General features: G+C 56.9%; 16 protein-coding genes. All 16 read right to left on the bottom strand.

What is annotated here, in order from left to right:
- Positions 1-3: 3 nt before the first annotated feature.
- Positions 4-1,245: a TIGR03087 family PEP-CTERM/XrtA system glycosyltransferase gene (locus ACWHYZ_RS15660; protein ID WP_447983611.1), complete on the bottom strand. Its 1,242-nt coding sequence runs from the start codon at positions 1,243-1,245 to the stop codon at positions 4-6.
- The gene (locus ACWHYZ_RS15665) at positions 1,242-2,387 is read right to left on the bottom strand and encodes a lipid II:glycine glycyltransferase FemX (RefSeq protein ID WP_447983612.1); all 1,146 of its coding nucleotides are present in this window, start codon (positions 2,385-2,387) and stop codon (positions 1,242-1,244) included. The genes ACWHYZ_RS15660 and ACWHYZ_RS15665 overlap by 4 nt, the downstream gene beginning before the upstream one ends.
- Positions 2,384-2,920, bottom strand: coding sequence for an acyltransferase (locus ACWHYZ_RS15670; protein ID WP_447983613.1), 537 nt, complete (start codon positions 2,918-2,920; stop codon positions 2,384-2,386). Before ACWHYZ_RS15670 ends, ACWHYZ_RS15665 begins: the two co-directional genes overlap by 4 nt.
- A gap of 194 nt (positions 2,921-3,114) precedes the next feature.
- Positions 3,115-3,945: a class I SAM-dependent methyltransferase gene (locus ACWHYZ_RS15675; protein ID WP_447983614.1), complete on the bottom strand. Its 831-nt coding sequence runs from the start codon at positions 3,943-3,945 to the stop codon at positions 3,115-3,117.
- A gap of 142 nt (positions 3,946-4,087) precedes the next feature.
- A complete protein-coding gene (locus ACWHYZ_RS15680; protein WP_447983615.1) occupies positions 4,088-5,461 on the bottom strand; it encodes an O-antigen ligase family protein in 1,374 nt (457 codons plus the stop codon).
- Positions 5,449-6,771 (bottom strand): DegT/DnrJ/EryC1/StrS family aminotransferase, encoded by a 1,323-nt coding sequence (locus ACWHYZ_RS15685; RefSeq protein ID WP_447983616.1) that lies wholly within the window; start codon positions 6,769-6,771, stop codon positions 5,449-5,451. The genes ACWHYZ_RS15680 and ACWHYZ_RS15685 overlap by 13 nt, the downstream gene beginning before the upstream one ends.
- A 2-nt stretch (positions 6,772-6,773) precedes the next feature.
- Entirely contained in the window at positions 6,774-8,126 is a 1,353-nt protein-coding gene (locus tag ACWHYZ_RS15690) for a hypothetical protein (RefSeq protein WP_447983617.1), read from the bottom strand.
- Positions 8,127-8,155: 29 nt separating this feature from the next.
- Entirely contained in the window at positions 8,156-10,066 is a 1,911-nt protein-coding gene (gene asnB / locus ACWHYZ_RS15695; RefSeq protein WP_447983618.1) for an asparagine synthase (glutamine-hydrolyzing), read from the bottom strand.
- Between the two features lie 19 nt (positions 10,067-10,085).
- Positions 10,086-11,588: a lipopolysaccharide biosynthesis protein gene (locus tag ACWHYZ_RS15700; RefSeq protein ID WP_447983619.1), complete on the bottom strand. Its 1,503-nt coding sequence runs from the start codon at positions 11,586-11,588 to the stop codon at positions 10,086-10,088.
- Complete coding sequence (locus tag ACWHYZ_RS15705) at positions 11,585-12,547, bottom strand: glycosyltransferase family 2 protein (protein WP_447983620.1); 963 nt, start codon at positions 12,545-12,547, stop codon at positions 11,585-11,587. Before ACWHYZ_RS15705 ends, ACWHYZ_RS15700 begins: the two co-directional genes overlap by 4 nt.
- Positions 12,544-13,515 (bottom strand): glycosyltransferase family 2 protein, encoded by a 972-nt coding sequence (locus ACWHYZ_RS15710; protein ID WP_447983621.1) that lies wholly within the window; start codon positions 13,513-13,515, stop codon positions 12,544-12,546. The genes ACWHYZ_RS15705 and ACWHYZ_RS15710 overlap by 4 nt, the downstream gene beginning before the upstream one ends.
- Entirely contained in the window at positions 13,499-14,410 is a 912-nt protein-coding gene (locus ACWHYZ_RS15715; protein ID WP_447983622.1) for a glycosyltransferase family 2 protein, read from the bottom strand. The genes ACWHYZ_RS15710 and ACWHYZ_RS15715 overlap by 17 nt, the downstream gene beginning before the upstream one ends.
- Positions 14,407-16,293: an arsenate reductase/protein-tyrosine-phosphatase family protein gene (locus ACWHYZ_RS15720; protein WP_447983623.1), complete on the bottom strand. Its 1,887-nt coding sequence runs from the start codon at positions 16,291-16,293 to the stop codon at positions 14,407-14,409. The genes ACWHYZ_RS15715 and ACWHYZ_RS15720 overlap by 4 nt, the downstream gene beginning before the upstream one ends.
- A complete protein-coding gene (locus ACWHYZ_RS15725; RefSeq protein ID WP_447983624.1) occupies positions 16,290-17,222 on the bottom strand; it encodes a GNAT family N-acetyltransferase in 933 nt (310 codons plus the stop codon). The genes ACWHYZ_RS15720 and ACWHYZ_RS15725 overlap by 4 nt, the downstream gene beginning before the upstream one ends.
- 55 nt (positions 17,223-17,277) lie before the next feature.
- Complete coding sequence (locus ACWHYZ_RS15730) at positions 17,278-18,468, bottom strand: hypothetical protein (protein WP_447983625.1); 1,191 nt, start codon at positions 18,466-18,468, stop codon at positions 17,278-17,280.
- 12 nt (positions 18,469-18,480) lie between these two features.
- On the bottom strand, positions 18,481-19,674 hold the full coding sequence (wecB, locus tag ACWHYZ_RS15735) for a non-hydrolyzing UDP-N-acetylglucosamine 2-epimerase (RefSeq protein WP_447983626.1): 1,194 nt from the start codon (positions 19,672-19,674) through the stop codon (positions 18,481-18,483).
- Between the last annotated feature and the right edge of the window lie 8 nt (positions 19,675-19,682).

The following is a 19,682-nucleotide window of genomic DNA, read 5'->3' on the forward strand; positions in this document are numbered from 1 at the left end:
CGATTACCCCACGCACTGCACGGTCCTTATCGACGGCTGTTCCATGTCCAAACACTGTTCATAGAGAGTTTCGAGATTCTTCACAATGTACTCCCAGTTGTATTTGCTCTCTACCAACCGGCGTCCCGCGTCCCCAAGCGCCGCACCCTTTGCCGGGTGACTCAGTAAGGAGACGACCTCGTCTGCAAATGCTTCAGCATGATCGGCGATGACGAGATCGCGATCAGGCACCGCCTCGATGCCTTCGGCGCCAACCGTCGTGCTGACCAACGGTTTGCTCAGAGCCAACGCCTCTAGAATTTTGAGCCGGGTCCCCCCACCCACACGCAGCGGAACGACTACGACTGAAGCATCCTTGACATAAGGTCGTACATTTCTGACGAATCCAGTCACCTCAATCTCTCCGGCGCGCGCTAAACGGGAGATAGCTGGCACAGGATAGCCGCCGACGATTTGAAAGATCGCGCCCGGCCGACGCGCTCGAATCCGAGGCCACACATCGCGACTGAACCATCGCACGCCTTCGACATTGGCGTGATAATCCATTCGACCGACGAAGACAATGCGCTCGCCGCTTAGATGCCCGGATCCATAACCCACATCGGTCTCCTCTGGTGTATGGGCATCGATATCTACGCCATTGGGAATGACAGTAATGTGATCCACTCCGCAACGGGTCTGAAGCAGCACACGTTCTTCGTCTGAACAAGTCAGACAGTGGCTAAAACGCCCGCACGTCTCACGCTCATAAGCCGCCAATTTTCGCCACGTCACTTCGGCATACGCGCGCTTCAGCGGATTGCTTTCCTGGCGCGCATAGCGCCTCATCAGCAGCGACTCGATATTATGCAAGTCCAGTATGGTCGTCTGGCGCAGCCCCAGACAGTATTGCGCCATGTGGATGCTCTCGACCTGCACGATGTCGAACGTGTCGGAGCGCAACACCTGTTGCAGTAAGTGCGTCATTCTGTCGTCGCGGTAATTCAAGATGGGAAATGCCGTCCGTCCGAGAAGGCCTTGAACGAGTTTCGACGGAGCATACCGATGATCTCGGCGGACCACATGCACGTCGATTCCCTGATCTCGCAGGCGCTCCACGGCGAGCGCATCATCGATACGCCGCACAAACGAGACGACAGAAACGGAATGACGTTGCGCGAGTCCCCGCAATAAGGCAAATACACGAATTTTCCAGCCGTCCGTCGGCGGATAAGGGAGTGTACCGGTGACAAATAACAGTTTCATGATTCCTCTAAACCGTGTCGACCCGTTGTCGGCGCCATCGGAGGACCGGCATGCGGAACTTTCGGACGCCATCGATGAAGTAGCTGATTCGGCCATTCGATGAACAGACGTTCTCCATAAGGAAGCTGCTGCTCGATGATGCGAAAGGCGCGATATGCTACGGGACGGAACACATAGTCGGCATAGCCATACCACCTGACGATTTGAGCACCAAAGCTATGCTTGAACTGATAGACGCCATAGCCCTTATCGGTTTCCTGAGGGGGATAACTCGTGCCCGTCCCGCCAAAATCATAGGTGCTGCACCCCTGCGCGATCGCCCATCGCAGCATCTCCCATTGGACCGCCCATCCGGCCCGTTGCATCGAATAGTCATTGCTTAGATAGAGCAATGTCGCCAGAGATCCATACCGAACGCTAAGACCTCCTGCCACAGGAGTGGAATCCTTACGAGCCAAAAATAGCCGAGCCATGCCGGATTTGATGAGGGTTTGATAGAGCGCGTGAAAATAATCCAATCCTCGTACGGGAATCCGTTTCTTTGTTCCCGTGTTCTTCAACAGCCGATAAAAACTTTCAATATCCTGCTCCCCACAGCCTTCGTCGATGACGACCCCGCGTTTGGCGGCATGCCTGATTTTCGTACGAATTTTACTGCCCAGCCTGGCAAAGACGGCCGTTTCTCCCCCTGCAATGTCTAATTGCATCTCGTATTTGGGCCGATTCCAGTAAGACCACTCCTGCAACACGGGGGTGAATCCGGCATGGGTCAGTTGACTCGTGAAAAAGGATTCCCCATCTTGAACCGGCGGCTCGACACGCCAGAACAGCGCACGGGACGTTCGCGCCACACCGCCTACCGCCTCGACCAACATCTGCACGACGCCTTCGCAGTCTGTGACGATGGGGCCTCTCGGGGAGTACAGTATCGTTCCAAGGCGGCCAGGGAGTCGCTTCGTCAGGATCAGTGCGGCCGCAACCCATTCTCCCCCTCGTTCAAGTGCAAGATAGTGCGGATCCCAACCATGAGCCCGTCTAATTTCTCCCCACTCATACGCTTGGTAAATCGTCGCACCGGGCTGAGCGCTGACAAATCTATTCCACTCGTCCCGGGTCGGACTGGAAACACGATCAACCTTCATACCGAGTGAACCTCGCTTAAGGAGCGGGTAAACACGGCGGGACGTCCATAGGCCACCACACCCGATGGAACGTCTTTGGTCACTAGCGACCCGGCACCGATTACGACCTCATTCCCGATCACGACTCCCCCCAGCACCAGCGTTTGGGCGCCGATCCATACATGGTCGCCGATCCGAATTGGTGAGATCGTGCGTGGATAAAGCGCGCACAACCGGTTGCCGATCCGCGAACCGGGGTCGCTGTGGGTCATGAACATACATCCAGGGGCAACCGCAGTATGGCTGCCTATTTCTACACGCCCGGTCAAATCGATCATCGTCCCCGTGCCAATCACCGTGTCCTCTCCCACACTCAAGTTTGCAAATCCGGCAAACGGATTAATCAGCATAATTTCATAGATTCTGACTCGTGCGCCGATGCGAGCGCCCAAAATACGTAAACAACGCGCACGCAGACGCGGGTGAATACACCACCGAAGTAATTTTTCCACCAACATCCACCCACCCACTTTGAGCGGCTCAAACAGCTTCACACAGAAAATCCATGGGAGATGGATGACATGAATCGGCTGCATGGATGGACAGGCGGAGAAACAAGGCACCTGTGTCCAGGCGCCACTGTATACGGATTTCCGGCTGAAGACCTATCGGCATTGCTCGGCGGTTAGTGTAGGAAACTCTGTTCTTCGTCCGCTCCTCTTCCACTTACGGAGATAACCTTGAACGATCACGCACCCATGGGCGCTTTGTACGCGACCACAACCATCTTATTTCGCAGCAGCGGTACAATACTCACCGCTTCTAGAGCAGCATGCGACAATCTGTGTGAAAAAGAGGGAGTGGCATGATAGTGGCGACGTTTACGAGCCGCCAGTTCGCCTACCGTTCGCTCTCGATAGAAAGAGATATGTGCAAATCCGGTACGGGCAAGAGCCAATCGCATGGCATTTCGGGTGTAATACCATTTGTGTGCCGGATAATAGAGGTATGGCAGAGCATTGATGCGGCCCCGGGTGAGCGTATAGGCCCCGCGGATGAGCCGCCGCGGTAAGCATCCTTCGTCGGGCGTTTCAAGCAGGACAAAACCTCCCGGAGTGAGAATCCGCGCGACGGCTTTCAACAACGTTTCCGGCGATTGGACATGTTCAATCACATCCCACAGCACCACTCCATTAACACTCTGGGCGGGATAGTCAGCTGCATCAATAGTCCCACAAAATAGATCGGCCTTGGGACAGGCCTCCTGGCACAAAGCAATCGCGTGCGAACTTATGTCGAGCCCCCGCATATTCCATCCTTGCGACGCAGCCCATGCCAGGAACAGCCCCGCACCACACCCGACTTCCAATAATGTGCCGCCAGGAGCAGGCAGTACAGACCGATACCGTTCGAACTTTTTCGTAAAGGCACGCTTCACCGCGGGATCGCGGTACACCGTCACATTGACGTCGTCTTCCGTCCAATAACTCAACTCCTCATCGCGCGCGTCTGTATAGACGCCCCCTCCGCAGCCGCGGCACTTCAACGGGTGCCCACCGTGCCATAATGGAGGGCACACGGCGCGCAGCCTATGTTTGAAGCAATATGGACAGGCGCCTTCCATGATGGTCCCGTGTTCGGCGGTCTAGCCTACGGACCTCACGCCTTCGCTTCGTCGCCCAATAACCGACTCCTGCTATGCCAACGATCCACCCTTTACATTATTGTATGCGTAACCCCGGCGAGAGGGTCGTCCTAGGGGTGCGCCGCCGGAACGCGCTGGGGGCAAAGGTTCTCAGTTGTGCCAGCCGAGCCAGCACGAGGCTTAACGCCAGCATGATGTAAAGCATTGCGCTGTAGGCTTGCGAAAGGAAAAATCCGCCCACAATGAATCCCCAGAGCGTGATCTCTACTGCTTCGGCGAGCTGAAAGAGATGCCCTTGCTCATCAAGCTCCTCATTCCCATTGATGGGCTGCCTCAAAGCCGGTTTTTTCGCGAATACAGTCGGTGCGCGAGGACGAATACTCATTTTGATTTGATGAAGGGTCTTCATAACGCCTCGAAGAAGACGGATAAAGATCACCAATCCAACGATTCCTAGTTCGACCGCAATTTCCAGAAACGAATTATGTGAGGCGCTCCATTTACCCGTGCCACCGTGAGAAAGTCCTTCAGCCGTGACAAAGTTATCGATGCCCACTCCCCATGGGTGAGTGGCAAGCAGCAGCAGACTCGCTTTCCAGACTTCGGTACGGCCACCGGCGGTCTGGTCGTACTCGCTTTGCGGATCCCACATCGTTCGGATGCGATCTTTCCAGGCCGTCCCGGCGAGCACGCCGAATACCACAATTCCCAGCGCCACAATGCTTACTTTCGCAGAACGGCTCATGCTGCTTCGCGAGAGTATCAGACTTCCAGCCACGACTAAGGCCAGAAATCCACCACGCGATTGGGTCAGAACGACCCCATAGAGGCAGAGCAACGCCATGACGGCCAACACAGCTCTGAGACGTCGCCCCGAGGTGGAATACAAATAGACAATCAACGGGAGGGCCATCACCTGCAGCAGCGCAATATCGTTCGGATCGTAGCTTAGCGACTCTACGGAATATCGTTCCTGTCCCGCGTGACCCGAAAGGACTCCCGGAAGCACGACGGCCACTGAAGCAATACAATACACCCACAGCAGCCGGCGGACATCCTGCACGGACCGACACCAATAGATGACTAATAGAAACAGAAGAACAGTCTTCAGAAAGACATTGAACAAGAAGAGCAGACTATGAGCCGGCCAGACGCTAATCGGCACAGTTACCATCGCCACGCCGACGAGAATCATCACATCTCGCACAACAGGTACTTCAATTGGAACTTTTTCTGACAACCAACCCGGGGCCCGAAGCCATGCTAATAGAGCCAAGCCGCCCGTGACGAGACCAAGCCTCAAGACAACCAGAGCGGAGACAATTTCCTGAGGACGGCCCACGCACACCCACGCATAAAGCAGAAAGAGCACCATTCCCATGGGAAGCAGCGCCTTGCTCTTTGGTTTGATTTTAAAGGATGGTTTCGGCGTATCCGTCATAGCGTGCATTGAGCCACCACGTCTGTCATTTCCTCAATATCTTGATCGGCCACCCAGACATGGGTGGGAAGTGTAATCAAGCGTCGGCTGACCGCATCCGCGACCGGATAGGCCTGATCCGCTTCCGAGAGAAACATACGAAGCATCGAAACCTTCGAGAGCGGCAGAGGATAGCCTTCCGTCGCCCCCAGTCCTCGACGGTGCAATTCGCTCAGGAGTCGTCGCTTCACATCGAGCGTTGGAACAAGGATAGGCAGCCGCAGATAGGCGCCTTTATCCATTTCACGAGGCCAGAGCACTTCCACCTTTGTTCCTTTCAGCGCCTGTCTTAGACGGACCGCTCTCTGGTATCTTCCCTCCTGTAAGATCCGGGCATTCGGCAGAAGCTGGGCGAGCAAGGCCTGTTGAAACCGGGTCATAGGTGACACTGAAAACGCGGGCTCAAACCGCGATGCACCCAATTGAAGAAAAGCAAGCGAGGCCGGTAACCAGTACCATGATGGCCGTATAAACCAGGCCATCAACAAGGCTTCAACGGCTCCCTTCATGCCAGTAGCCTGGTCCACGTCTCCCGCTTCAGTGTGGAGCACGGCCCGACACGCATCCATCAACCCTTCTTCATGGACGCCAATAAGCCCTCCACCTGCGCCCGGGATATTCTTACCTCTGCTGACGCTAAAGATTGACGCCTGTCCGTACATTCCCCCCTTTCGACCTTCACATGAAATGCCCAAACCTTGAGCCGCATCCTCAATTACAGGGACACGCCCGGCAGCCGCAACGTCGCAAATTTCCCGAATTCGTGACGGCAGACCAAACAGATGATGCGGGACGACGCAGAGAGTACGCGTCGTGATGGTTTGTGTTAATGCCTCCGGATCAATCCCTAATGTGCGAGGTTCGATGTCGCACAATCTCACCCGAAGGCCGGCTCTGACGACGGCTGCCGGTACTGAATAGGAGGTATAGGCGGGGATAATGACCTCATCGCACTGAGTCCGACGACTGCGCAAGGCCATCAGCACAAGGCTCAAAGCCGATCGGCCTGAATTGGTTAAAATCCAGCGCTCAGGCCCGATGCATGCCGTCAATTGCCGCACAAGGGTGTCACCGTAAGATCGCAGGGCCGATGACCGCAGAGCCTGCCGAATGCTCGATAGGATCGCACCATAAGGAATAGGACCGCCGGCCGGTGGAAGCACCCGCAGCCGTCTTCTTGGAAATCCTGCTGTAACAACCTCCCTGGGCTCGATCGAAACTTCACCGGTCGCCACACTGGCGAGGAGCTTGGATTTCGGCATCACGTTTTGACGCTTCATAATTACAGCGTTTCCAGAAAACCGGCGAGACGGCCGGTTAGACGGCTGAAATGAAATTCTTGGATCGCCGGATCTTCCCACGGTCTGGTAGACCACGCGGTAACGGCCGAACGCGCATGTGTCACACATTCCAAAATCCCTGCCCGTATATCGGCTGGACGCTCGTAACTGACCGACACACCTCGCCCGGTTCGCCGTAGCACATCGGCGGCGGCCCCACCGCTCCCAACGTTGAATACGGTGACGCCGGCCGCCATGGCATCGTAGAGTTTCAACGGGATCTGAACTGGATGCCGTTCATCCAGCACCAGGACAACGTGCGACTCCAACGTTTGCTTCAATGCCTCACGACGGGGAACGGGAGTATGCAGGCTGACGAGGCTTTCCACGCCGAGCGATCGGAGCATCTCGGCCACCGGCTGTCCATCGGCAAGACCCACTTGCCCTACGAACCGTACGCGAATGTCTCTCGGCTTCAAGGAACCATCGTCGAGCAAACTCTTCAGGGCGCCAAGAAACGGCTCCGGCGTACGCCCATGATAGAAGGTACCGAAATAGGAAAAGATGACAGGGTCGGGGTATGGTCGAGCCCACTTGATGCCGGAAAAGTCCTCAGGATCGAAGCCACTCATGAGCGTGTGGAATCGTTCCCTTGGCACGCCGCTATGTTCGTGCTTCGCCTCCTCCGTCATCGCGTCCGTCACCGAGAGGATGACATCGGCATGCCGCATAACGGCTGCAATGAGCCCTGATTCGACCTTATCTGTCACGCCGTTGCGAAACACGGGAAATTTATGGCGTAAGGACCAGGGGTCGCGAAAATCAGCGATCCATCGCACCCCGGTCAGGCGTTTGAGTGCCAGCCCCACGAGGTGACAGGTGAACGGCGGGCCGGTGGTAATGATGTGTCGCGTACCGGTCTTTCGGATCTCGCGCAAACCGCGGAGCACCGCAGGCACAAGCCAGGCGGTTTCACGGTCGGGTAGCGATAGAAAGGCGAGCAGCCAACGCTTCATCCCCCAGCGAGTTGAGTCGTAACACTGTGCGTACGGCAGAATCACCTTGGCCGCATGCTCCTGGGCCCTGCCTCGCTTGGCAGCCGCTCTCTCTCGAACTCGTTCGTAAGCCTTCAACGGATGCGGCCATTCTGTCTCGTGACAGACGGCGGGACGCACCTCCTCATGCCCGACACTCTTTTGTTGAGGACTCTTCGGCAACGTTGACGGAGGCGAAGCCGTCACGACCGTCGGCTGCCATCCAAACGCAGGGAGATACTCGGCGAATTTACTGGGCCGCACCGCGCCCACGGCCGGACTAGGTGGATAGTAATAGCTGATGATTAAGACACGCTTCATATCCGGCCTGTTGCAGGAGGAGCCCTGCTTTACGTCACGTGGTGATATTCCTGTTGCCAAATCGCAAACACCAGCAACGGCCACAGCCACCACCAATGGCCTCCCTTGTCGTCGGGGTGCTCTCTTAACAATCGCGCTATGCCTTCTACGTCAAATAGCCCTGTCTCGGTAAATGAGCGCGAACGAAATAAGTCCCACGCCATTGTTCTTAAGTCCGTATGGAACAGCGTCCACACGGGCACAAAAAATCCGACCTTCTCCCGATTAAGGACGGCATCTGGGATCAACCCTTCTACCGCCTTCCGGAGAATGTACTTCTCGCTGTACCTATTCCGGCCGGTCTGGCGCAGCTTCATGTTGGAAGGCAAGCTGGCCGCGAACTCGACAAAAGAATGATCAAGGAACGGCACTCGCAATTCGATGGAATGAGCCATCGTCATCTTATCCGCCTTGAGAAGCAGATCCTCTGGAAGCCATTGTTTGGAATAGGCATAGAGCATTTGATCGAGTGGCTCAAATGAGGCGGCTCGCTCGTACGCCCCACGAATGACGCCATCTGACGATGAGAGGCTTAACCCGTCCCATGCCGGTCCATATATGGCTCGTTTCATCTCTTCAGAAAAGACATAGGTCATCTGAGCCGGAGTGGTTTGAAAATAGTCAGAGAGGGGTCGCTCTCCCAACTTGAGATACCGGGCGACCCGAGGCGATCGTAGAAGCAGATCGTTCAACGGTTTGATACCCCACCTACGAAGAGGCCGTGGAATGGCATGATACCATTCTGCTCGCCGGTATCCCTTTAAGGGCTGCCAAAAGCTATAGCCTGCCAGCAATTCATCACTGCCTTCGCCCGATAACATAATCGTGACTGATTGCTTGGCCAATCGAGAAAGGTAGTACAAGGGCACCGAAGAGGGATCCGCCATCGGCTCTTCCATGTAGTGCACAAAATCTTGCAAGCCGTCCGCGTACTGCTGCCCTGTCATCAGGATCTCATGATGATCCGTCTTGAAATACTCCGCGGCGACTCGCGCATACGGCAACTCATCATGCCGATCTCCCGTGGCCGTAGCGAAACCGACCGAATACGTCTTGACCTGTTTGCCCGACAACTCCGACACCAACCCCGTAATCACGGTCGAATCCAGCCCTCCACTGAGGAACACTCCATGGGGCACCTCACCGACCAGATGGCTCTTCGTGCTGGCACGAAGGCGCCGCTTGCACTCCTCGATCATGTCCTCTTCGGAGGCAACCAGCTTTTTGCTGAAATCCAAATCCCAGTATGCTTTCTTCGACGTCTGCCCGTCCTTGACAATCATCAGATAGCCGGGCTCCAGCTTCCTAATGTCCTGCCACATGGTTGCGGGGGCAGTCGTATAGCGATGGGTCAGATAATCATGTAACGCTTGGTGATTCAGCGATGTCTGAATCTCATCGATCGTCAGGAGCGGTTTGACCTCCGAGGCAAAGGCGAACACAGCGGAGGTGGCGGCATAGTACAGCGGCTTGATACCCATTCGATCCCGCGCCAGCAGCAACGTCTCCGTGCGGCGATCCCAAATGGCGAAGGCAAACATACCGTGCAGTCGTTGGACACAGCCTTCACCCAGGTCCTCATACAAATGGACGATGACCTCCGTATCGCTCCGTGTCCGAAAGGTATGCCCATTCGCCAGCAGTTCCTCTCGGATCTCCTGGAAGTTATAGATCTCCCCGTTGAAGGTAATCCAGACGCTCTCGTCTTCATTGCACAGAGGTTGATGACCGGTCGCTCGATCGATGATGCTGAGCCGCCGATGCCCCAATCCGATCGTGCGATCAAGCCATACTCCTTCGTCGTCTGGCCCACGATGGACCATGGCCCGCACCATCCGTTCAAGCGTCACCCGTTCGACCGGACTCCGGTCATGTCGGAGCGTCCCTGCTATGCCGCACATCGCAATTTCTCCAATGGTCTCACGGCGCCGACACGCCTCCGCGCGAAACCAGCGTGGAGAGTCCCGCTCCTGGCTTCGGTCGGATCACCCATCCCACCACTTCGCACACCTCATCCACGAGTGAGCGCCTCATGATCACTACGGCCGCCACATATACGATGCTTCCAAGGCTCGCCGAAGCGATCAGTCTGGCGAGATGCGGGCCAAAGCCATTTGCAGGAAGGCCCCATTGCACACCCACCACCGCAATGGCCATGACTAGCGTGGGAATCGCGACAGGGGCGAACTGGCGGAACAATTCTTTGGGGCTCAGATGTAATTCTTTCAGCGCCTCGCGAGCCATCCATCCCATGGCGATGGGATAGATAAGCACTAAGGCAAGCGCGACGCCCATCGCACCATGCCATTGCGCTCCTATCACGAAAGGGGCCGGCATCGCGACCAGTAACCCCAGGGTCCATTTCAACATGAACCCTGACCGGTACCGGGCAAACAGCACCGGGGGTAACAGCACTTCGACTGAATGAGTCAATGCATAGACGCAGAACACTTGAAAGAGCGGCACGACAGGCGCCCATTTTTCGCCCAGGGCTACCAGTACCAAATCATTGGCGATGAGTCCTAGGCCCACACAAAGGGGCATCGTCACGCAGGTCACCAGTCGAACGAGTCTGAGAAAAGAGGCGCGCAAACGCTCCTGGTCCTGTTGCAACCGTGCCATCATCGGCGACGCCAATTGATTGACCACCGCGGAAATTTTGGTGACCGGCATGATGGCCAACTGCTTCGCCATGGCATAGATACCTAACGTTTGTTCATTCGTCAGTTTCCCAACGATCAGGCTGTCTAACTGCGAATACACCGACCAACCGAGGTTCGCCCCAATGGCCGACACGCTGAATCGCAACATGGCCGGGAGGCGCCCGCCCTTGAATTGCCACCGCGGCCACCACGGTGAGAATGCAATCACCGCACTGGACGCGGTAATGGCTTGGACAATACTTCCGAAGACCAGGGCCCAGACCCCGGCGCCGTTCCATGCCAGCAGGAGCATGACGGGAATTGATGCGAGGGCCGACAGAATTTCCGCCTTGGCGATCTTGTCCAACTCCAATCGCTTCCTCAGCAGCGCGTCCGGCACCAGACGAAAAGCGAATAACAAAATCGTGGCGCTGGTGACCCGCAAGACGTCCGTGAACTGGGGGCTCGCAAACCACCCTGCGATAGTCGGCGCGAGCGCATACAGCGACAGATAGACCACGCACGTCGTCATCAGCGTGAGCCAAAAACAACTCTGCAGTTCTCCCTCCTGGACATCGTCAAATTGAACGATTGCCCATCCCAGGCCCATATCCGCCACCATGACAATGGTGCCCGTCCAGATTCCAACGAGCGCCATCAGCCCGTAATCACCGGGACTGAGCCAGCGGGCGACGAGTAAGGTGCTGATAAAGGACAGCACTTGCACGCCGCCGCGTGACCACACGAGCCAAAAGACTGATTTCGCAATCCGTTCCTTCATGAAGTATGTGGCCTTTCGAAACGGAACAGCATCCTGGATACCTTGCCTTCGATGAGATGGAACAGACCGTGCGGATACCACCTCATGAGCACGGCCGCCACCTGCACGGCTTTGCTCCAGTCGCCCTTTCGCATATGATTGACCATTTGCCAGACCGCTTTTTCGCCATAATGCGCCCGAACTTGCGAGAGGCCTTGCCGGTAGGCCTCCTCATAGACGGCGTGCCCCTGCACATGACTCCACTGCGCTCGATACGTCTGGGTCGCAAATTTAAGCATGATGTCCCATTGCTGCGACATTTGCTGACCATTTCGCCGATATTCCGCGATCGTGTGATGATGACAGTGCAACGGAAACCGACGGGCGAGCCGCAAAAACAGATCGTGATCTTCATTGGCGCGCCGCCGCTCATTGAACCCGCCAACCGCCTCGAGCGCATGACGGCGAAACATGACGGTATGAATGGCGGCGATAAAATTCATTCGGAGGAGTGTGGCAAAGTCATCATGAAACCGGTCACATCGGTGCACGTGCCGCCATGTCGGATCGGAGCCGAGAAAACGAAAGTTTCCACAGACCCACCCCGCCTGCGGATGGGATCGAAATGCGTCCAGGCTGAGCGCGAAGTGCTCCGGAAGAAGCCGGTCGTCAGCATCCAGGAAGACGAGATACTCGCCGCGGCTCTCATGGACCCCGCTATTGCGAGCCGCAGGCAAACCGCGATTCTCTTGTCGCACATAACGAACACCGGGATAGGTTGCGAGCACCTCTGCCGTCCGATCGGTTGAACCGTCATCCACGACAATGATTTCATGATGCGGATACGTCTGAGCCAAAACCGAGTCGATGGCTTCGCCAACGACAGAGCTATGGTTGTAGCTTGGAATGACGACGCTTACGACCGGCAACGCCTTCGCCTTCATCTCTCGCGCCATATCATCGGACATGAATTGGTTCATTTGCCATGCTCACTGACCTGCCGTTCGGGCCCGACAAGGCGCCTCAGCTTTGCCGTCGCCAGTTCCCGGAAGCCCTGCGGATAATACCGCAGCAGGATCCAGAACGATTTGAGGGCGGCACGGTAGCGTCCGCCCCGTACGTCGGCGATCATGTGCCAGACAAGAGGAGGCCCGCACGCTCTCTGGTACTGCCGCACTCCACTGAGCAAAGCCGCTGCATAAACCGGGTTGTCCTGTACGAATGGCTGCTGGTCACGCATCACCGATACGCCGGTCTCAAGCATGACCCCCCATCTCTGGGTCAATTGATCGGGATGGCGTCGATACTCGGCCACGACCTGATGATGGCATTGGATAGGATAGCGCCGCGTCACCCGTAGCCACAGATCCCGGTCTTCGTTAAAACGCAGGTCCTCCCGAAAGGCCCCGACGGCCGTCACCGCCTCGCGGGTGACCATGGCTGTGCACGGCGGCGCAATGAAACCAAAACGGAGCAGGGCTGCATAATGATCCGGTTGATCGGAACACGTGTGCCTATGCCATGTGCTTTCCGATCCAAACCACTGAAAATCCCCGCAGACGAGGGCGAGGTCAGGGTGTCGGTGGAAGACGGCCAATGCCATGGTGAAATGGTGTGGCAGAAGACGGTCATCGGCATCTAAAAACACGAGATAGCGACCGCTGCTATGCTTGATACCTGTATTCCGGGTCGCAGAAGGACCGGCATTGCGCGCATGCCGAATATAACGCACCGCGGGATAGCGCTCGGCAACGTCGGCCGCCTGGTCCGGCGAACAGTCATCGACCACGATGATTTCATAATGGGGATGCGTCTGGCTCAGCACGCTTTCAATCGCCTCTCCCAGCAGTTGGGCCTGTTGATAGCAGGGAATGACCACGCTGACGCATTCGGGGTGAATGACCGGGGTAACTGCATTTGTCTCGGATGAGTTATGCGGCATTGACATTGAAACGCTCTGCCTTCTGTCGAATCAATCCGATGAGGCCGAGGGGGTGCCACCGAAGTAGTACATAGAACAATCTGGCGGCTCGTTTCCACTCGCCCGACCGCGCAGCATGGACCATGGCCCAGGCCAAGGGCGCTCCATACAAACGTCGCCGATGGTCGAGACCGATGCGCCACGCCTCTTCATAGTCCGGACGACCTGTCACAGCGCTCCGCTGCCACGCCAGCATGCGCATAGCGTTCTGCAGCATGAGGTCCCATCGTTGGGACGATTGTTGTCCATGCCGCCGATACTCAGCGATAACGTGATGATGACAATGAATCGGATGACGACGGGCAATGCGTAAATACAGTTCCTGATCCTCGCACATGGTCAAGTCGCGCAGGAATCCGCCGATATTTATCAGGACGTCCCGCCGAAACATCACGGCGTGAAGTGCCCCAATGAAATTCGTTCGCAACAAGCTGGCATAATGGTCCGGCCGCGGGCGGCAATCGTGCACGTGCCAGGTGCTCACCCCCCCAAACCAACGATAATCGCCGCAAACCAATGCCAGGTTTGGATTCTGATGAAAGGCCTCAAGACAGGAGGTAAAATGATTCGGTAACAATCGGTCGTCTGCATCCAGGAAGACAACAAACTCACCGCGGCATTCCTCCAGTCCTCGATTTCTTGCCGCCGAACGCTCTTGCCGGCGCTGCCGAATACAACGGACGTTGGAATACCCGGCCGCCACCGCTCCCGGATTATCCGGAGACTCATCGTCAATCACGACAATTTCGTGCCGAGCATGGTGCTGAGCCAGCACGCTCTCAATGGCTTCACCTAGAAGATCAGCCTGTTTGTAACAGGGAATCACGACGCTGACGAGTTCTAATGACGACTCTTTGGTCATGATCGCAGATGTCCAGCGGGCATCGACTCAGTGACCGATGGGATCTCCTGGTGGCCGCCATAGACGGCGTTGTTTACGCGCGTCTGCCCGGAGCCGTCGCTGAGCCGGGAGACCAATCCTGCAATGCACACCCGGATCGTCTCGTAGCAATGCCGCACCTCATCAAGATCCCCATGGTATGGATCCTGGATATCGAGACAGGATTTCATGGATGCATGGCAGAGGCTGAGGCAAAACACTTTATGGCGAGCATGGGGATAGCGAGCCAGAAGCTCCGCCTCGTTGAATTGGTCCATGACGAAAATGACGTCCGCATGCCCAACCATGTCACGCGTGAGCAGATCGGCCCGATGATCTGATAAGTCGATGCCGAGCTCTTGCGCGGCCTCCACGCCTCGCGGATCGGCCTGATGGAATGGCTTCGCGTGTAATCCACATGAGCGCACATCGATCGCGCGATCACATACGCCCGAAGCTCGGTTAAAGAGAGCGGCAGCCATAGGACTCCGCAGAATATTGCCATGGCATACAAACAGCACCGATTGGATTCGCTGCAAACTTTCCGGTAAACGATCGCGTCTGAGCTTCAGCCCCCGTGTGATGGCCATCCAGATGTACATGCGTCGGGCTCGCGTGCCCAGCACGCGACTTCGACGCCGGAGGCTCAGCACAGCTTCTGGGATCACGGGCGTCACCAGACGCTTCACTACGCCTCGGGCGAGCGTACGAACCGCCGCCATGGCTTCATGCCAGCCGGGACGCGGGTCGCTGGCTGACCACAGAAGATCGCGCGTTGGAGGCAGGCAATCATGGGCGAATCCAATCAGCTCCCTGCTAAGGCCCAACACTGTCCGGGGCTCCCGTTCATATTCGCTTGTTGCGGCCATCCGCTGAATAGCCCCACTGGTCCATCGTGCCGACACGCCAATGCGGTAGTGTGCGTTCACGTCGGGATATTGTCCGTGTGCGAGCTGCCATTCGTACCAGGGGAAATCCACCCCGGCCATGATTGACAGGCCCAACGAGCCCCAATAACGGCCGTTGACTTCCATGAGTGCCACCTGACGCGTGCGTCTATCGACGCGAAACTCCACCATCGCCACACCTTCCCAGTTCATCGCACGCAACAGCCTCAACGCATGGTCCTCTAAGACCGGATCCACCATCTCTGAAATCGCCAGTACGCTCACGCCGCCGGTGGCCGGCAATTCTTTGAGCCGACGATGCTGAAATAGCGCGACGGGCCGGTTGCCGCGCATCAAAACTTCAATCCCGATGCCCTCACCTGGGCAGTACTCTTGAATCAGATTATGGATCCCAAACTTCGGATTTTCCCTGAAGGCTTCGTGCAATTCTTCTATCGTCTCGAAACGGCGTGTCTTGAATGTCCCTGCTGCTTGATGCCCTTTGTTGCAGGGCTTCGCAATGACAGGGAAGACAAGGCTCTGATGACGTTCTGCGAGTTCCTTTAGTGAACAGATCCTGGACGCTTTTGGGATGGGCACATCACAGTCTTCCGCCAACCGCAATGTCTCCGCTTTATTCAACACTCGCCTTACAACATCAGGCGGAGGACAGCTGACGGACAGCAGGTCAGACAATTGTGCATAGTGGTCGGCCACGAAGGCAAGCGCCGTGTCACTGGCTGGAATAAGCTGATCATAGTGGTGCGATTCGATGTATTCGAGAAGGACGGCATGGGCGAGGGACCGCTCCTCTGTCGAAGCGGGAAGCATGAGGCACTGTCGAACGGCTTTTGAACGCAATGCTGGATGGTCGGACGAGTTCACTGCCACATCCACCGGCACGCCGTGCCGGTGGAGCGATCGTGCAATATTGACGACGATACGCGGCTCGTCGCCGACAATGAGGACGGGATTCATCGTACGGATCCTGCAGTCGCCACATGGCGAAGCATACTGGCCCCGGCCCCAAGCCAACGCCTTACTCGGGTGGCCGTCGAACACTGCACGGCTTGCAGGTTAATAGGACGTGTACCAAACCCTCGTTTGAACTGCTCCAGCCCCGAGCCTGCCTCACTTACGCCTCCGAGATTAAATTGCCGGTGCCCCTCGGTTTGTAACGTGGCCGCAATGTCGTGGACAAGCAGATGCGAAGCGCCACACTCCATTCCCTCGGGACTCGTGCCGGCCGAATGGTAATACCCGCCTCGCTCGGCTTGCAGCACGAGAATCGATGAGAGGACCTGTCCATTGGCTACCGCCTGGAATATGTTCCCTGCCCCGCTCTGAACAAGAGCCGCCACTTCAGCAAGCTGATTGGTCATGTCGTGCGACACTTGTTCACCTCGCACACGGCGGCGGGTCAATGATAAGGCCATCAAGTCGACGTGAATCCGACAGGCGGAAACCTCCCTCGATCGCTGCACGGTGACATGTCCTTTTCGAGCCCGCTTGACATTCCGCAGATGATTGGATGATAGCCGTGCCCACAATTTCTCTTCAGAAAGATCAAGTACAAATTCGCAACGGTCGCGGCGATGATATTCTCCGTCTAAGAGGGGAACGCATGCCTGTTCAGCGTTGAAGCTGTTGACGTCTACATGCGACACATGCTTCTGCCGACACCATGTCTGGAGACCTCGCCAAAATACGTCAGGATCAGGCAACAACGGTAAGGAGATGATTTCGAGCGACCGAGTGAGATAGCCGGAACGCAATACTGCCGGACACGCAGCCTCCATCCGGTCTACCTCCTCAACCGACAGGATGTACGCTTCTCCTCCCAATGCCATGCGCGCGTTCAGATACGCCGCCGTCATGAATGGATTGGCGGGAGACATGACCGCCATGCGTTCGCATCGTTCTTTGGAAGGATGCCTGTGAACCCGGAATTCCAGCATCACGTCAGCGCGCTCGTATCGCGCGTTCCAGTAAATTGGCATCGATCATAAACTTGCAGGCCCAGTTGAGATATTGATAGGCATTGTAGCCGCCATCGATCGGGAACGATCCTTTCACACCTCCCCGGACATCCAGCGGGCCGTCTACACTGACCGTTCGGCGTACATACCGGTTCGCCAGAGACGCCGCTTCCAGATATTCTTGACGGCCGGTTTCCGCATACAGCAGCAGCCAGCAGATCGCAATTTGGGCGGTCCCGGTCAGACAAGCCCACGAAACCGCCGGCCGCCAATCCGCCTGGAGCCGCCCCGGCAGAAATCCGTTGTTGTCCAAGGCCGACAATAGCGAATCGGCCGTACGCCGACACGCGTCGAGCAGGTACGCCTCACGAGTAAAGCGGTAGGCTTCCAAGACGCCCCGTAACACATATCCCACTGTATGGGTCAACGCCTGCGAAGGATCCGTCAGACAGCAACCGTCAAACCATCCATTGGATCGTTGCAGAGACAGCGCCCATCGTACATTCGCCATGGCCGCCTCGGCATAACGCCGACCGGGTTCAACGCGCGCCGCCTCGAACAATCCCCAGGCGACATGGGTGTCATACGCTTTATCTCCCGCTTTCGCGAACGGCGATGCGTGCCGCCGCCAGCATCCGTCGGCATCCTGCACGCTGACCAACCAATCCGCCGCTCGAATCATCGAGTCATGATAGGGTTCACCAAATGACCGGACCCCTGCGGCAAGTCCGATGAGTATCTGTCCGGTATTGAACACCACGGGAACAACGGGCTGCTCAAGAATCATTCCCCCTTGAAATCCACCCTCACGGAACTGTATGGATCCCAGCCACTCCAACATGCGTGCCGCGCGAGTACGAACCTCGTCGTCATGTCGCCACTCGGCGTAGGTCAACAAGGTGGGCACGATATACCCGGTCGTTTCCGGATACGATGGGCTCCATCCTGTGCTTAAACTGAAGTGACGAGCCACTCCGCCGTCGTGCGATGCAGAATGGTCCTGAGCGCGCGTGAGCCAGGCGATGCCCGCGTCCACACACTCTTCAATTCCAGGGTCTTCTGTCGGCAGCCCATGGCGGTCATACCGGCTTGCCTGCCGCGCCGCCATCGGCAGTTGCCAATACTGCCGAGCGGCTCGAAGAGGTCGTAAGAGACTCTCTGGAGCAAGAACCATAAATCCTCTCCTCTATTGCAAATGTGACTGCGCTGCCCAGGTGCTTGAGCGGGCGGTCGTAGCTGTATGCGTCCGTTCCGCCACTGAGGCTATTGGATGGAACCGTCGCTCCAAGACGTCGACAATCCGCTCGGCCGCATGGCCGTCCCACAAGTCCGGCGGCCGCCGAGGCGGGTTCTGCCGGCACAGGACGGCGCGACCGGCTTCGATAATACGCTCGGTATTCGTCCCCGCCAGCGTATTGGTCCCGTGTTCGATCGTGACAGGACGCTCGGTATTGTGACGCAACGTCACACAGGGGACACCTAATACAGTCGTTTCCTCTTGAATACCCCCGGAATCGGTTAGCACCAGACGCGCCTCACACATCAGCGAGAGAAACTCGAGATATCCAAGAGGCTCGAGAAGAACAATGCCGCGCCGACCGGCTTCTACCGGAAGCAGGTCTGGCATGGCCGTCAAGCGTTCCCGCGTCCGGACATGACACGGAAAAAGAATGGGCAGGTCCGTGGCAAGTTCGTTGATGGCGGCTATGATTCCCTTGAACGTGTCGGCGTGGTCTACATTACTCGGACGATGTAACGTCAACAGACCGTAACCTTGTCTTGAAAGCCCCAGTGTCCGCCTCGTCTGTAAATGCCGCGCCTGCTCCACATGTTTCAACAAAGTATCTACCATGACATTGCCCACAAAACAGATTTTGTCCTCCGGCAGTCCCTCCCGCAGCAAATTCTCCCGGCCGCTGCGTTCTGTCGTAAAGAGGAAGTCGGAGAGATGATCCGTCACGATCCGGTTCAGTTCTTCAGGCATAGTTCGGTCAAAGCTTCGCAGCCCGGCCTCGACGTGTGCGACAGGAATACCCATCTTGGCCGCACAGAGGGCGGCCCCGACTGTCGAATTGACATCCCCGAACACAATGACGAGATCCGGCCGTCGCTGCTCGAGTAGCGGCTCTAATCGGATCATGACCTGTCCCGTCTGCTCGCCGTGAGGGCCGGACCCGACTTGTAGATCGACCTGCGGAGTGGGCAGGCCGAGCGCGTCGAAAAACAGATTCGACATCTCTCGACTGTAATGCTGACCGGTGTGGACGAGGGTGACCGTCGCCCATTTTCGACGCTCCAGCGCCTCAATCACCGGCGCCGCCTTCATAAAATTCGGTCGTGCACCGACAATGCACATGACCGTGACGGGGGAATGAGTCACCGTACATC

This window comes from Nitrospira sp. Nam74 (genome assembly GCF_965152615.1).